Source organism: Acetoanaerobium pronyense, assembly GCF_017874355.1.
Lineage (GTDB): Bacteria > Bacillota > Clostridia > Peptostreptococcales > Filifactoraceae > Acetoanaerobium > Acetoanaerobium pronyense.
Window position 1 is genome coordinate 1 of the sequence record NZ_JAGGLI010000002.1, and the last position, 15,914, is coordinate 15,914.

A 15,914-nucleotide genomic window follows, 5' to 3' on the forward strand; every position below is an offset into this window, starting at 1 on the left:
AAAAGCTTGTTTTATATGTCTAAAGTATACTATTAACCTGTCAATTATTGAATTTTCAAGGTTCATAGGTTTTATTTGTGTGCGAAGTTTAAGTATATTAGTAAAAATTGAAGTATTAATTTAATATTTTATAAGTTTTGCTAATATCAAAAGGGAGATGTGTTTATGAAAAAGGTTTTACTTACAGCTTTAATTGGTTTTATTCTTATTTTTTCTGCTCCGGCAGATGCTAGTGCTCTTACATATGCTAAGGGAATAATATTAGACGGACAACAGATTGAAACAGATGTTGCTCCAATAATTGAAAGTGGAAGGACTCTTGTCCCTGTAAAAGGTGTTCTTGAATCTATGGGTGCTACCGTAACTTGGGATCAAGAGACAAAAACTGCAACTGCTTTTCTTGGAGAGAATTCTACATCTGTTACTATTGGAAACAAAACGGCATATGTAAATGGTTATGCTGTCACTCTTGATGTTCCAGCTAAAATTGTAGATGGAAGAACTATGGTTCCACTTCGCTTTATGGCTGAGAGTATAGGTTATAGCGTTGCTTTCGAGGATGGCTGGGTTTATCTGTCTGGCTCACAAGATGAATCTACTGATTTTTATGCTTTGCTAGATCAGTTTGACACTGATTTTATTCAAGGAAATTTTCAAGAAGATGAAATAACGTTTTCAACTAGTTATAATGATACTGAAAATGCAGTAGTTATTTCTATTGTAATGGAAGGTGGTGCAGAAGAAGTAAGAGGCATCACTCAAGATGAAAACCTAAAAAATGACTGGAAGGAACTTATTGAAGTTTTAAAAGAGCTTTCAATTGTAACAATAGAATATTTTGGAGATAATTATTATGATGTAAATTCAATAGTTGAAATAATAAATGATGAATCTCAAAATTACGTTTTATTTAGTATAAAAAATGGAGATTTAGTCTATGCCGAGACAGAAACCCTATATTAGAAAATAGTACACATAAAAGGTCCTTTATCGTTAGAATCAAAGGGCCTTTTATGTATGGATACACTACATACTTATTATCATAAAGCCTTGGTTTATATAGTCTTTCATTCCTGCATGACCTACCATGTCCTCTAACATAGGCAGCCCTGTATCTTTATTTTTTTCATATACTCCCATAACTTTTGAACAAGCTAGACAAATACCTGCTATAAGATTAAGGTTTTTCGCCTTTATATACAGAGGATTTTTTTCACTTTCAAATGATGGTACTAGTGTTACTGAAGCTCCTTCAAATATTATCTTCACTTCTTTCCCTTCTTCGTGAAGATCAAGCGCATTTAAAAGTATGTGCTGAAAACACATCTTTTCCCCCGTCATTCCATAAAATAATATTTTTTCCATACAATAACCTCCTTTTCACTTTTTATATTTATACTCATAATCTAAATTCTTATTCAAATGAAAAATATACTAACTTTCAAGTGGGACATTAGATACGTCCCCGCGGCTCTAGAGGGTGTCTTTTATGACTCTTAGCATGTTTTTGTATGCTAGTTTTTCTATCATATCTTCTGTCCATCCGTCTTTTCTTAGTGCTTCAAATAGCATTGGCATTTTTTCGCAGCCACTTATTTCTAGTTTTCCACTTATTCCATCAAAATCAGACCCCAAAGCAAGTACATCTTCTCCACCTGTTTTTTTGATATGATTCAAATGATTAACCATAAGCTCTATCTTGCTATCCTTATTTTTAATATTTTTATCCAAGAATTGAGGGCAAAAATTAAGTCCAATTGCTCCCCCTTTTTCTGCAACTTTTCTTATCATATCATCAGTAAGATTCCTTGTATGAGGCGATAGCTCTCTTGAGTTTGAGTGGGATGCTACAAAGGGCTTTTTAGATGTATTATACACATCATAAAATCCACCATCTGATAGGTGGGATACGTCTATAATCATTCCTATTTCATTCATATATTCAACTGCGCTTCGCCCAAATTCTTTAAGCCCTTTATCTCTCATTTTGGGATTAGAGTTTGGATATCCCATACAGTTTTCATAGTTCCATGTAAGGGTTATTAATCTAATTCCCATATCATGATATTTTTTGATTTTCTCAAGGCTATCTGCTGATCTTCCATCTTCAATTGTTAGAAAAGCTGATATCTTATTTTCATTATTGTTTTTAATTAAATCATCATAGTTATATGCAAGCTTCACATAATCGGTCTTCTCAGTTGCTTCGTTAATAAGCTTAACGCAGTGCTCTATATATTCGTCATCATTTCTTAGTTTCTTTTTTGAGAATAATTTCATAAATTTTTTCATTAAAAAAATTGCAAAAAACTGAGCCATTGCATTTGATTCTTTTAATCTCTTAAAATCAACGCTAACCTCTTTATTATCTATTAAAAGGTCGCTACTTCCTTTTTCTGGAATTGTCATCACTGTATCACAGTGCATATCTATATATTTCATATAATCTCTCCCTTCAAAACTCATCTTCAGGTTAAAAATCGGCTTTATGGTGGATTTTACTGGAAAATAAGTTATTTTAATACTTTTTAATACTATATACATCTCTTTATATTATTTATCATACTATATAATTTTCACATTTATCATTTTGATTTCTAACTCAATTGATTTTTTTATTCTTTAGGTATATTATTAGATTTAATCGATTTATGATACTTAAAATTTCTGGGAGATGATGAATTGAATAGTAAAAATCCTATCAATAGAATTATTAGGTTATTTTTAGGTTTATTTTTGTTTGCTGTAGGTATAGTAATGACTATAAATGCTAATCTTGGACTCGCTCCTTGGGATGTATTTCACAAGGGACTTAGTAGTACTTTTTCCATAACTATGGGAGAGGCTAGTATTGCTGTGGGTTTTATTATAGTAATTATTGCATTTTTCCTTGGTGAGAGGATAGGATGGGGTACAGTTTTCAATATGTATTTTATAGGATATTTTATAGATATACTTATGTTAAACAATCTGATTCCAACCTTTGATTCTTATTTTTTAAGAATTTTTATGATGTTTGGTGGAATGTTTGTAATAGGCTGTGGCAGTGTAGCATATATAGGAGCTGAGCTTGGCTCTGGTCCTAGGGATGGGCTGATGATAGCCCTTACTAAAAAAACTAATAAACCTGTAAGCTTCATAAGAAATGCCATAGAAATCAGCGCCTTATTGGTTGGATATCTTCTTGGCGGTACTCTAGGTATAGGAACTGTCATAATGTCTTTATCGATTGGATATTTTGTTCAATTTGTTTTCAAGATTTTTAATTTTGATGTAAATAACATAAAACACAGGTATATAGATGAGGATATCGTGATGCTAAAAGAAAAGTTTATAAGATAAGTTGGCCGGAAGAATCTTTTTCTTCCGGTTATTATTTTGAGTAACCGGAATTTTTCATTTAAAAAGCAGCCTTTGTAAATTTATAAGTAGCATTCATTTAAAGTCTTAAACCCTTACTAAAAATGTATATTATTTCACTTTTTTATTATATTTATAAGTTATTTCTATTTGAGTTATAGAAAATTTAAATCTATAATCATGTAGGTAGCATTTGAACTAAATGCTAATTTTAGATATGTAGTAAAAAAGGAGAGATATTTAATGAAAAAGTTTACTAGTTTTTTTCTGATAATGACTATGCTTATAGTTGCTCTATCAGGTTGTACATCAAATAATAACAATGACCAGGTTGTAAATGAAGGTTCTTCTAGCGAAGAAACTTCTCTTGATGGTTCTACTTTAACCGTTGTTGCGGCATATGGTGGAAAAGAAGAAATATTCGCAGCATTTACAAATGATACAGGAGTAAATGTAGAGTTTTTAGATATGTCTTCTGGAGAAGTCCTTGCAAGAACTGAGGCTGAAGGCGGAAAACCTATGGCTGATGTTTGGTTTGGCGGAGGTGCTGATAGTTTTATAGTTGCCGGTGAAAAAGGTTTATTAGAAGATTATGTTTCTGAAGAAGAACAGTTCGTTGACGATAAGTACAAAGGTGACAATTACTGGACAGGCATTTCACTTGTTACAGCGGGTTTCATGGTAAATACTGACATTCTTGAAGAAAAAGGAATAGAAGCTCCTAAAACTTGGCAAGATCTTTTAAAATCAGAGTACAAAGATGAGATAGCAATGGCAGATCCTGCTATTTCTGGTACTAACTATGCAGTTGTAAATAGTATCTTACAGTCTATGGGAGAAGAAGAAGGTTGGGCTTATCTTGAGGCTCTTAATGAAAACATTCCGTTTTACTTCCAAAGAGGTGGGGAACCACCAAACAAAGTAGCTGCTGGTGAAATGGCTATAGGTATTATTCCTATGTCAGGTGAGTTTGTAGCAATGGAAGATAAATTCCCAGTAATGACTATTTATCCTGAAGATGGAATTCCTTGGGTTCCAGCAGGACTAGCAATATTTAAAAACGCTGATAATCTTGAAGCTGCAAAAGCCTTTGTGGACTGGGCACTTTCAGCTAAAGGTCAGGAAATTATAAGGGATATGGACCCTAGAGTCATGGTAAGAAATGATGTAGCTATTCCTGAGCTTATGAGCAATATTAATCTTGCGAACCTTATGGATATAGATTTATTAAAATTCGGTTCACAAAGAGATGATATTCTTGAGCATTGGTCTCAAATAGTAGGTAATTAATTTTATGAGAAAGTTTTCAAGGGGATCCAGAAGTCTGGATACCCCTTTTTACGATTTTTTCGATTTGTCCACAATAATAATTATACTAGGTCTTATTCTTATCTTCATATTATGGCCAATTATGGAGGTTTTTATAAAAAGCTTTTTTCCAGATGGAAGTTTTTCACTAGAAATGTACCGCATTATATTTAAAAATAATAGACAGCTTATTTACAATAGCATTTTTGTCTCTACGCTTTCTACTCTAGGAACTATATTTATAGCTATATCTATTGCACTTTATGCTACATTTTCAAATACAAAAATAAAAGGAATCATATCAGCAATACTAATGTTGACAATGATTTCCCCTCCATTTGTATCTTCTTTATCATATATTATTCTCTTTGGAAGAAGAGGCCTTATAACTCATAGGCTGCTTGGCCTTAGCATTAGTCCTTATGGGTGGCACGGAATAGTTATGATGCAAATAGCTGGAAGTGTATCTATAGCTGCTTTATTGATCATTGGGATAATGTCATCTATAGATAGAAATCTAATTAATGCATCTTTAGACCTTGGAGAAAGTCCCTCAAATACAGTAAAAAAAGTTATACTTCCATTAGCAAAGCCTGGTATAGTGGCTGCTAGTTTTTTAACCTTTGTAAAATCAATTTCAGATTTTGGTACTCCTATAATAATTGGTGGAAGATTCAACGTACTAGCAACAGAAGCCTACTTGTCTGTGATAGGAAGAGGGAATCTCCCAAGAGCGGCAGCTATAAGTGTCATTATACTGATCCCTTCACTTTTTATTTTTCAGATATATAGGTATCATATGGAATCTACTCAGCTTTTGTCTGCTTCTGGAGCAAAGCTTAAAAATAATGATAACTTTGGATTTAATATGGGAAAAACACTTACTTTTTTTCTTGGGTTTATCACTTCCCTATTTCTTACATTTATGGTGCTTCAGTATATAGCTATCTTCTTATCTGCAATTTCTGATTATAGAACAGGTACACTTATATTTACAACTGAATATATAAAAGCTGTTCGATTTTCTCTAATGCCTAGCTTTTTTAGAAGCATCAGATATTCTTTTATAGCTGGTATAGCTACAAGTATAATTGGATTACTCCTTTCATATTATATAGAAAGGCGAAATTTAAAAATAGGAAAGACAATGGATTTTATATCAACCCTACCATATATAATGCCTGGACCTTTTTTTGGTATAGCTTATATCCTTGCTTTCAATAAAAATCCTATAGCAATAACTGGCACAGGTCTTATAGTAGTATTAAACTGTATATTTAGGCAGATACCAATAAGTACAAAAGCTGCAAGTGCTGCACTTAAAAATATAAGCATAGAGCTTGAGTATGCAGCTAGAGACCTTGGTTCTCCAAATATAAAGGTTATTTGGGGAATAGTTATGCCACTTCTCAAACCTGCTTTTCTAGTTAGTTTTGTAAATACCTTTACTGCAACTATGACTACAGTTGGAGCTATCATATTTCTTATAACCCCTTCATCAAGGGTTGCTACAGTTGAAATGTTTAATGTACTAAGGGACGGCAAATACGGTCTTGCATCTGTACTTGCAAGTATACTTATAATCACTACATTAATAATAAATGTATCTTTTTCAGCACTTTTAATGGGTAATTCTAAAATATCTAAGGAGTAATAACATGTATCTTAATATACAAAATGTTACAAAAGAATTTGATAAATTCGAAGCTGTAAAAAACTTTTCTCTTGAAGTCAAAGAGGGGGAACTTATATCTCTATTAGGACCAAGTGGATGTGGCAAAACAACAATGCTTCGTATGATAGGAGGTTTTTTAAATCCAAGTAAAGGATTTATATATCTTGAAAATAAAGATATTACGAAAACGCCTCCTGAAAAAAGACCTGTTTCCACTGTTTTTCAAAATTATGCACTTTTTCCCCATCTAAATGTTTTGGAAAATGTGCTTTATGGTCTTAAAAATAAAAAAATCTTATCTAAAAAAGCTATGCTTGAAAAGGCTATTAAAATGCTTGATATAGTTGGTATGACTGAATATAAAAGCAGAAGTGTTAGTGAACTCTCTGGTGGACAACAGCAAAGAGTTGCTCTTGCTAGATCTTTGGTTTTGGGACCTAAGGTTCTTCTCATGGACGAACCTCTATCAAATCTTGATGCAAAGCTAAGGGTTAAGATGAGAGAAGAAATTAAAAAAATACAAAGAGAATTGAAAATAACTATGATTTTTGTAACTCATGATCAAGAAGAAGCAATTAGTATCTCTGACAAAATAGTAGTTATGAATGAAGGAAAAGTAATTCAGATAGGAGCCCCTAAAGAAATCTACGAGAAACCAGAAAATATATTTGTGGCAAATTTTATAGGAAGAGCTAATACATTAATCATCAAAGGTGAAAAAATAATTGTGAGGCCAGAGAATGTGCAGCTCAGTTTTCAAGAAAAATCATATAAAGGTGAAATTATCGAAAAAAACTATTTAGGATTTTTCACAACTTATGGAATTAAATCATTCTTTGATGAAAAAGAGCATATAATATATTCAGATTTACTTGGCAGTGAAAATGAATTTGAAATAAAAGATGAAGTATTTTTTGATTTTAAAAGTATTCATTACCTTTAACAATTTCATGTCATAAATAAAGCTAATTGGAAGAAACAATTTCTTCCAATTAGCTTTATTTTTAAAATTCTATTGCTTTTTCCAAAACTTCCCCTATGCTCTCTTTAAATATTAGTCTTGCCCTGTTTTGTTTATAGACTTCTCCTTTGTTGATAAGAATAAGATTATTTCCCTTATAATAATCTATAAGTCCTGCTGCTGGATATACGCTTAGGGATGTCCCTCCAATTATTAAAGTATCGCACCTACTTATTGCAGATACTGACTTTTCAATCACATCCATATCAAGTCCTTCTTCGTAAAGAGTTACATCTGGCTTTACTACACCATTGCAAGCATCACATTTTGGTATACCTTTGGTGCTTAGCATATAATCAAGGTCAAAGAATTTACTGCATCTCATACAGTAGTTTCTATATATGCTGCCGTGAAGCTCAAGTACATTTTTTGATCCCGCCATCTGATGAAGTCCATCTATGTTTTGAGTTATTATGGCTTTTAGTTTTCCCATCTGCTCCAGCTTAAATAGCGCTTTATGGGCTAGATTGGGCTTTGCCTCTTTAAATATCATTGAGGTTTTATAAAAGTCATAAAAAAGCTCTGTATTACTCATGAAAAAACTATGACTTAGCATCACTTCTGGTGGATGACTATATTTGGTTTTGATATTGTATATACCTTTTTCTGAACGAAAGTCCGGAATATCGCTCTCTGTGGATACGCCCGCCCCACCAAAGAATACTATATTATTACTCTCTTTTAAAATTCTACTTAGCTCTTCAATTGATTTTATATCCATAATAAAACCTCCTAGCTAAAATGATGGATACTCTCCATCCCATACAATTCTTCTATATCCATCTGGGTCTGTATCTCCTTCTGTATTTATAAGAAGAATATTTGAGTTTTTATCTAATTTTAATTTATTTGCTAGTTCCTGTAGGTCTTCTTGCTCCTTTATAAGACTTAGTATTCCAAGTCCTACTGCTCCTGATTCTCCAGATATTACCCTTGGGTCATTTCCAAGTGGATTTCCAAGTATTCTCATTCCCTTTGCTGCTACATAGTCTGGGCAAGATATATAGGCATTTGCATAATCTCTAAGGATTCCCCACCCAACTGTACTTGGCTCTCCACATGCAAGCCCTGCCATTATTGTCGGCATATCTCCAGTTACAGCATGGGGATTTCCGTCGTTTTCAAGGGCGGACTTGTATATACATGCTGCTTCACTTGGCTCTACCATTATAGTAATCGGTCTATTTTCTTTAAATCTAGCTTCAAGGTAGCCAAGTATACTTGCTGCAAATGAACCAACTCCTGCTTGGAGAAATACATGGGTTGGCATATCTTCCCCTTTTTCTATAATCTGATCCATTGCTTCATCGATAAGTGTAGCATATCCTTGTATAATCCATGTAGGTATCTCTTCATATCCTTCCCATGAGCTATCTTGAACAAGAACTCCATTATTTTCATCTGCATATTTACTTGCAAGTCTTACGGAGTCGTCATAATTAAGGTCTGTAATACTTGCATCTGCCCCTTCTTTTCTAATGTTTTCAAGCCTGATCTGGGACGAACCTTTAGGCATATATACAACTGATTTTTGTCCAAGTTCTCTAGCTGCCCATGCAATGCCCCTTCCGTGATTTCCATCTGTGGCTGTCACAAAGGTAATATCTCCTAAAATCGTTTTAGTCTCTTCTGATTTTAGCTTATCAAATGTGATTTCAGATATATCAAGTCCTAATTTTTCAGCAAGGTACTTTCCAATTGCGTAGGACCCTCCAAGCACTTTAAATGCGTTTAGGTTAAATCTATATGATTCGTCTTTTATCCAAATATTTTTCACTTCTAGTTTTTTTGCAAGTTCATCTAGGCTTTGGAGTGGTGTGATTTCATACTGGGAAAATCCTTTATGAAAGGTTCTTATTTTATCTATTATTTCTTTGTCTAAAAATGCTGTTGAGGTTTTATTGTGATTGTTTTCTTTTAATGAATTGTTAACTGCATATTGTATTTTATTTTTATTTGCCAAGTAAATCACTCCCCAAATATTTTTTCTTCCCTTGTAAGTATATTATCTCCTATATAAAAATTTTAACAATATACTTATGCAAAACTACTCACTCCTTCACCTTCCGAATTATTTTTCATATCAGAGTACCCAATCCACACAGTCCATACATAGGCGCATGTCTTTGGAATCATAAGAATCCCTACTAAAGGTATTGTGTCTGCCCATATTACAACTGGAACATAAAAAGCAAAGCTTAGTACTATAGTTAGCCACATATTTTTAAAACTTGTATCATTATTTTCTCTTGAGCTCTTAAAAAATAGCCATATTATTAATATTCCCATCATTGCAAATGGTATATTTCTATATATCCCCCATGATAATGGTGAGTTAGTACTTGTCCATCCGTTTTGAGGGAAAAGACATAAGATAATTCTAGTTGCTGCAAGGAAGTATATAGACATTGTAAGTTTTTTCTTTCCCACAATATTATAACGTTCCCTCCAAACATAATACAATATTACATAGAATATGGTCATTGTTATTGATGTTATAAATTTGCCTAACCCTAAAGAAAAGGTGTAATCTTGAAGGCCTGTAGTATTTAGGGCAACAACTCTAGGTATAAGGTGAAATGAGTCTCCTGCTCCAAGTAATACTGCCATAATCCCAAATAGTTTGTACTGCTTATTTCCATTTGATCTTCTGATCATTAATATCCCTAATGTAATCACCGTAGTTAGATATACAGCATCAAATAGACCTTCCATAATACCTTGCATAATTTACCTCCTAGAATATGAACGTTGTTCATTTTAATGTTTTTTTAAACCCACCAACAGGTGGGTTTTCCCAATCTTATATCTTCAGTTTGAAATTTTATTAATATATTATTTTTTTTATGACTTCTAATAATACTTTGCATGACTCGTTTTGTTCTATAACTAAGTTTCTTATATTTGAAAATATAAACCTAACAAAGTCAGTCTCTGTAAATTCTTCATTGAAAATATTCAAATTTACATTTTTATCTTTTTTTAAACCTTCCAGCAAAGAAGATTCAATCCTACTAAAAAATTGATTCATCACTTCTCTACCTTTGCTTTTATTAGCTTCTGTAAAATTCATTCCATGAACACTTATAAAAAAAGGATACTCCTGTGATCCTTTTTGAATTTTTTTAAATAAGGCTTCAACCTGTGAGATAAAATCTTTTTGCGATATATCATCTCCTTTTTTCTGAAAAATCTCAGACCAAATTGACCCTACCGTTTCCAATATCAAATCTTCTTTAGATGAAAAATAGTTATATATAGAGCCTACTGAAGCATTGCATCTCTTTGCAACTTCTCTAATATTTAACGCATGCATTCCTGAATCCATTACTAAATCTTTGCTAGCCATAATTATTGCTTCTTTTGATGTTACTGCTTTATTCAACTTAATCCCCCCAAAGTGAACATGGTTCATTATAACTTTTTTGATTATTTATGTCAATATACTTTTATTTTTCTTTATATGATGCTTAATTATATAATAAATCCATTTAACAAAATAATTTATTTTTTATGTTTCAATTTATTATTGTGAGTCTAGTAATTATTGGATACAATAAGATAAAGTTTGAATTATCAATATATTCAATAAAAATAGTTTCAAATATATTATAGGGGGGAAATCATGATAGATCAGAGGTTAGCACACGATATACTCTCTGCAGCACTTTCTTTTGGAGGGGACTTTGCAGAGATTTTCGTAGAAAACAGGACAGATACTACTATAGGTATGATTGAAGGAAAGGTAGAACGTTCTCTATCTGGAAAAACTGGTGGCATTGGTATAAGGATTTTTAATGGATTCAACAGTGTTTATACCTATTCTAACAAATTGGATAGAGAGACACTGCTTAGCCTTGCACAAAACGCTTCTAAATCTCTAAAAGGAGTTTCTCAAAATCTAAGGATTGATTTTGTAATGGAAAATCCAAGTATAGTACATCCTGTGAAAGTTCATCCTAAAAATGTTGAAAAAATTAGAAAAATAGAGCTGATGAAAAAAGCCCATGAGGCAGCTTCAAGCTACTCTAATTTAATACATCAAGTAAAAATAAACTACATTGACTCCTGTCAAAACGTCCTTATTGCAAATTCTAAGGGAAAATTTGTGCAAGACCAAAGAGTTAGAACTAGATTTGCAGTGAATTCTATAGCATCAAAGGATAATAAAATGGAGTACGGTATGATTAGCAAAGGCTCTGGAAAGGGGTTTGAGCTTTATGATGAGATATCAGTAGAAGACATTGCAAGGGAAGCATCTAGAGTCGCTGTGACTATGCTAGGTGCAAAGCCAGCTCCTAGTGGCAAGTTTCCAGTTGTACTAGATAATAAGTTTGGTGGAGTAATCTTTCATGAGGCATGTGGCCATGGTCTTGAAGCAACTTCAGTTGCAAAAGGAAACTCTGTATATGCCGGAAAATTAGGTGAAAAAATAGCATCAGATATTGTCTCTGCAGTTGATGATGGTACTATTTTAAATGAATGGGGCTCTCTTAGCTTTGATGATGAAGGTAATAAACCTACTAGAAATGTACTAATTGAAAATGGAGTACTTAAAAATTATATGATAGATGAGCTAAATGCAAGGCGAATGAAAATGCCAGCAACTGGTTCTTGCAGAAGAGAATCTTACAAACTCCCCCCTACATCAAGAATGACAAACACCTATATTTTAAATGGGAAAAGCAGTTTCGAAGATATGATAAGCTCTATAGACTATGGAGTTTATGCCAAGTATCTTGGTGGAGGCTCTGTAAATACAGCTACAGGGGAATTTAATTTTGCAGCATCTGAAGCATATCTTGTAAAGGATGGTAAAATACAGGAACCTATAAAAGGTGCCACTCTTATAGGCACAGGTCTTGAAGTCCTTCAAAAAATAGAAATGGTAAGTAATAATTTTGATTCAGGAGAGGGTATGTGCGGCTCAGTGAGCGGAGTAATACCTGCTGGACTGGGTCAGCCTGCCCTAAAGGTTTCTGAGATTACTGTTGGTGGAAAGGAGTAAATCTTATGATGGATAAATGGATTGATGAGCTGTTTGCTATAGGAAAAGATAAGGGATTTGAGAATCAGGAGATTTACTATGAGTCATCAAATAGTCTGAAAATCTCGGTATTTGAAGGAAATGTGGATAAATTTAACCTCTCAGAAGAAGGTGGTCTTTCTTATAGGGGGATAGTAAATGGAAAGATGGGTTATGCTTTTACAGAAACATTTGATGATGAAGCCATAAAAATGCTTGTAGATGAGGCTTATGAAAATGCTTTAGCTATAGAATCCCTGGACCCTGTTTGTCTTCATGACGGAAAAGGAGAATATAGTGTTTTAGACTGCAGTAGCCTTGATAACTCTGTCTCTGTTGAAGATAAAATCCAGTTTATGTTAAATTTAGAGAAACAAATCTTGGATAAAGATTCTAGAATACTTAGGTTGTCAAATAATAGCTATGTAGAGTCTCGTTATGAAAAGTGGATTAAAAACACAAAAGGCCTTGATATGAAGGAAAATAAATCACATATCTACGCTTATGCCGTTGCTGTAGCTAAGGAAGGAAATGATACTAGAACAGGAATAGGACTATCTACAGGCGACTCTTTTTCCTCTATTTCGTACCCAAGCATTGCAGATGATGCAGTAAACCAAGCTTTAGGTATGCTGAGAGCTAAGGCAATACCTTCTGTGAAGTGTCCTGTAATTTTTGAAAATAAAGCCTTTGCTAGCTTTTTATCCCAGTTTACAAACCATTTTAGTGCAGAGCAGGTTCAAAAGAAATTATCGGGTTTAGTAGATAAACTCGAAACCTCTATTGGTTCTAAATATGTGAATATTACTGATAACCCTCACATCAAAGAAGGATTAAACTCTACAGCTTTTGATGACGAAGGTGTTGCAACCTATGTAAAGCCTTTAGTAAAAAATGGAGTATTAAAAACATATCTATATAACTTGCAAACTGCAGAAAAAGACAAAGTAAAGTCAACAGGAAATGCTGCCAAGTCATCTTATAAAGGTTCTGTAGAAATAGCTCCTATAAACTTTTGCCTTGAGCCTAGTGAAATAAGTCTTGGCAATTTACTAAAACAAAATTATTATGGGGTTTTCATTACAGAACTACAAGGACTTCATGCTGGAATTAATAGTATTTCTGGAGATTTCTCCCTTCAGTGTCATGGATATTTAATAGAAAAGGGAGATTTAACAAAACCAGTAAGCCAAATTACTGTATCTGGAAACTTTTTTGAACTCCTAAAAGATATAAATGGAGTAGCAAATGATTTTCTTTTATCTCCACTTACAGTAGGCTGTGGCTCTCCAAGCGTAAGTGTATCCTCACTTAGCATCTCTGGAAACTAGATTTTTAAAAACTACTATAAAGTAAAGAAAAATACAGTATATTTGGTTCAAACTCAAACCAAAATATACTGTATTTAATTTAGCCTTATTTTCAAGGCATCTATTAACTAATCATAATATAAAATTTTATCCTCTGTTACTTTCATATATATCTTTTGATTTAGAGAAAAATCCCTAAATCTATCTACAAGGATATCTACATTTAGCTCTATATTTTTTATATTTACAGTAAATCTAACTATATTTCCTTGAGGTATATAATCACTTATTACACCCTCAAAGCTATATCCATTTGTAATTTCACCAAATCTTTCATTTTTCATTTCTATAGCCTCTGGTCTTAATACTACAGTTTTTATACCTTTATACTTCCCACTTGTAATGATTGAGAAATCTTTTGCCTCAAGTACATTGTAGTTCCCCATAAAAGAAGCCACATATTTACTTTTTGGAGTTAGATATAGTTCTGTTGGCCTTCCTGATTGCTCTATAGCTCCATCTTTAAACAAATGAATAGTGTCAGACATTCTCATTGCTTCATCTTGGTCATGAGTTACCATAATAGATGTCATTTCATACTCTTTATGAAGTTCCTTTACTTTAAGCTGCAGGGATTTTCTAAGCTTTGCATCTATTGCATTAAACGGTTCATCTAGTAATAAAACCTTAGGTTTCATTACTAGAGCTCTTGCAAGTGCAACTCTTTGCCTCTCCCCTCCTGAAAGCTGAGAAGGATAACTCTTTATTTTTTGATGAAGGTTTACGGATTCTAGGGCATTCATTACCTCTTCTTTGATTTTTGATTGAGATTCTTTCCTTAATTTAAGTCCATAAGAAACATTATTAAACACATTCATGGTAGGAAAAAGACAGTATGATTGAAAAATCATACCTATATTTCTATCTCTAGGGCTTTTGTGAGTAATATCTTCTGAATCTAATATAATTTTTCCAGAATCTATACTACCAAGCCCCGCTATAGACCTAAGTAGGGTAGTTTTCCCACATCCTGAAGACCCTAATAATGTAACAAATTCATTTTGTTTTACAGACAAATTTATATTATGAAGAACCTTATGGTCTCCATAGGATTTACTTACATCTAAAACCTCTATATAAGACATTTACAACACCTTGCTTTGCTTATTGTGCTTGCTCAACGAATCTCATATCTATGATATTCTCATATCCTACTTTGTTTTTTAAAACTCCAGTCTTTAAAGAAAAATTCTCCATAGCCTCATATCCTTCTTCTGATATCTTAAGGTCTGGTGAATATGCGATTTTTATCAGTGATATTCTCTCTATAAGGTCTTCCTTAGTGCTTCCGTCGTGATATGGCATTAACACTTCAGCAACCTCTTCATCACTATGTGATGTAAGCCATTTAGCACCTTTTGCTACACCATTAATAAAGCTTTGTACAGTTTCTGGATTTTCATCTACAAACTTTTTAGTAGCTGTAATTATAGAGCCTTCAAATTTTTCTGAACCAAAAACTCTCTTTTTAGTTTCCATGTCAGCCCCATCTACAAGGAAATTTGCCCCTATAGCTGAAAACTTATTTCTGTTATAGTGGTCCATATATGAAGCGTCTATAGTACCTTGCTCTAGTGCCGCCATCGAAGCACCATACTGCATTTGTGCAAATGTAACATCTTCAGCAGGATTTAGTCCACCTTCTTCTAATATGCTCCATATAAATGAGTAAGGAGCAGATCCAGGAGCTCCTGCAAATACCGTCTTTCCTTTTAACTGAGAGATTTCTGTTATATCTTTAGACCCTGCAAATCCATAAAGTCTAGTAGTATCAAGCGCAGCTACTACCTTAGACTCAAGTCCTTCATCAAAGGCTCTAAAAACTGGCTCTATAGATAGCATACAAAATTGTGAATCTCCTGCATGCATACCTTGAAAAGCAACAGGTCCATCTCCATAAACTGCAAATTCCACCTCTATACCTTCTTCTTCAAAATAACCAAGAGCATCTGCTATATGTACGGCTGCGTAATTCATACCTCTAAATTCAGAAACTACTACTTTTGTCATTTCTTTTTGTTCCTCTTGAGCAGATCCCTCGCTTTGTGTTCCCGAATTATTTGCGCACCCTGCAAAAATACTCATAGCTAGTGTGAATAACAAAGCAATTTTAGTAAACTTAATAAATCTTTTATTCATAAATTTCATCTCCTT

The 15,914-nt window shown here is 33.2% G+C and carries 15 protein-coding genes; 7 read left to right on the top strand and 8 right to left on the bottom strand.

The features are described 5' to 3' along the window. The first annotated feature begins 165 nt into the window (after positions 1 to 165). Complete coding sequence (locus J2Z35_RS01225; RefSeq protein WP_209658550.1) at positions 166 to 963, top strand: copper amine oxidase N-terminal domain-containing protein; 798 nt, start codon at positions 166 to 168, stop codon at positions 961 to 963. A 63-nt stretch (positions 964 to 1,026) separates the two neighbouring features. On the opposite strand, the gene J2Z35_RS01230 is transcribed toward J2Z35_RS01225, so the two are convergent. Then, on the bottom strand, positions 1,027 to 1,365 hold the full coding sequence (locus J2Z35_RS01230; protein ID WP_209658552.1) for a hypothetical protein: 339 nt from the start codon (positions 1,363 to 1,365) through the stop codon (positions 1,027 to 1,029). Between the two features lie 108 nt (positions 1,366 to 1,473). Then, on the bottom strand, positions 1,474 to 2,442 hold the full coding sequence (locus tag J2Z35_RS01235; protein ID WP_209658554.1) for a dipeptidase: 969 nt from the start codon (positions 2,440 to 2,442) through the stop codon (positions 1,474 to 1,476). A 240-nt stretch (positions 2,443 to 2,682) separates the two neighbouring features. Between J2Z35_RS01235 and J2Z35_RS01240 the strand changes: the two genes are divergently transcribed. The 4 genes from J2Z35_RS01240 (at position 2,683) to J2Z35_RS01255 (ending at position 7,286) form a co-directional block, all read left to right on the top strand. Then, a complete protein-coding gene (locus J2Z35_RS01240; protein ID WP_209658556.1) occupies positions 2,683 to 3,342 on the top strand; it encodes a YczE/YyaS/YitT family protein in 660 nt (219 codons plus the stop codon). Between the two features lie 261 nt (positions 3,343 to 3,603). Beyond that, a complete protein-coding gene (locus J2Z35_RS01245; RefSeq protein WP_209658558.1) occupies positions 3,604 to 4,650 on the top strand; it encodes an ABC transporter substrate-binding protein in 1,047 nt (348 codons plus the stop codon). A gap of 121 nt (positions 4,651 to 4,771) precedes the next feature. Then, positions 4,772 to 6,322: an ABC transporter permease gene (locus J2Z35_RS01250; protein WP_245330696.1), complete on the top strand. Its 1,551-nt coding sequence runs from the start codon at positions 4,772 to 4,774 to the stop codon at positions 6,320 to 6,322. Between the two features lie 4 nt (positions 6,323 to 6,326). Next, a complete protein-coding gene (locus J2Z35_RS01255) occupies positions 6,327 to 7,286 on the top strand; it encodes an ABC transporter ATP-binding protein (RefSeq protein ID WP_209658562.1) in 960 nt (319 codons plus the stop codon). Between the two features lie 61 nt (positions 7,287 to 7,347). Here the strand turns inward: J2Z35_RS01255 and J2Z35_RS01260 are convergent, their stop codons facing one another. The 4 genes from J2Z35_RS01260 to J2Z35_RS01275 all read right to left on the bottom strand — a co-directional run bounded on the left by J2Z35_RS01260 (position 7,348) and on the right by J2Z35_RS01275 (position 10,749). Next, positions 7,348 to 8,085 (bottom strand): NAD-dependent protein deacylase, encoded by a 738-nt coding sequence (locus tag J2Z35_RS01260; RefSeq protein ID WP_245330697.1) that lies wholly within the window; start codon positions 8,083 to 8,085, stop codon positions 7,348 to 7,350. A gap of 15 nt (positions 8,086 to 8,100) precedes the next feature. Further along, positions 8,101 to 9,327 carry a diaminopropionate ammonia-lyase gene (gene dpaL, locus J2Z35_RS01265; RefSeq protein WP_209658563.1) on the bottom strand — a complete coding sequence of 409 codons (1,227 nt, stop codon included), beginning with the start codon at positions 9,325 to 9,327 and terminating at the stop codon, positions 8,101 to 8,103. A 74-nt stretch (positions 9,328 to 9,401) separates the two neighbouring features. Then, positions 9,402 to 10,091 (bottom strand): hypothetical protein, encoded by a 690-nt coding sequence (locus tag J2Z35_RS01270; RefSeq protein ID WP_209658565.1) that lies wholly within the window; start codon positions 10,089 to 10,091, stop codon positions 9,402 to 9,404. A gap of 100 nt (positions 10,092 to 10,191) precedes the next feature. Continuing rightward, positions 10,192 to 10,749 (bottom strand): TetR/AcrR family transcriptional regulator, encoded by a 558-nt coding sequence (locus J2Z35_RS01275; RefSeq protein ID WP_209658567.1) that lies wholly within the window; start codon positions 10,747 to 10,749, stop codon positions 10,192 to 10,194. Between the two features lie 240 nt (positions 10,750 to 10,989). Here J2Z35_RS01275 and J2Z35_RS01280 point away from each other — a divergent pair, with 240 nt between their 5' ends. Next, a complete protein-coding gene (locus tag J2Z35_RS01280) occupies positions 10,990 to 12,372 on the top strand; it encodes a TldD/PmbA family protein (protein ID WP_209658568.1) in 1,383 nt (460 codons plus the stop codon). Between the two features lie 5 nt (positions 12,373 to 12,377). Next, a complete protein-coding gene (locus J2Z35_RS01285) occupies positions 12,378 to 13,721 on the top strand; it encodes a TldD/PmbA family protein (protein ID WP_209658571.1) in 1,344 nt (447 codons plus the stop codon). A 107-nt stretch (positions 13,722 to 13,828) separates the two neighbouring features. Here J2Z35_RS01285 and J2Z35_RS01290 read toward each other — a convergent pair whose 3' ends face one another. Both J2Z35_RS01290 and J2Z35_RS01295 read right to left on the bottom strand, forming a co-directional pair. Continuing rightward, positions 13,829 to 14,845 carry an ABC transporter ATP-binding protein gene (locus J2Z35_RS01290; protein WP_209658573.1) on the bottom strand — a complete coding sequence of 339 codons (1,017 nt, stop codon included), beginning with the start codon at positions 14,843 to 14,845 and terminating at the stop codon, positions 13,829 to 13,831. A gap of 19 nt (positions 14,846 to 14,864) precedes the next feature. Next, on the bottom strand, positions 14,865 to 15,899 hold the full coding sequence (locus J2Z35_RS01295; RefSeq protein WP_209658575.1) for an ABC transporter substrate-binding protein: 1,035 nt from the start codon (positions 15,897 to 15,899) through the stop codon (positions 14,865 to 14,867). Positions 15,900 to 15,914: the final 15 nt, after the last annotated feature.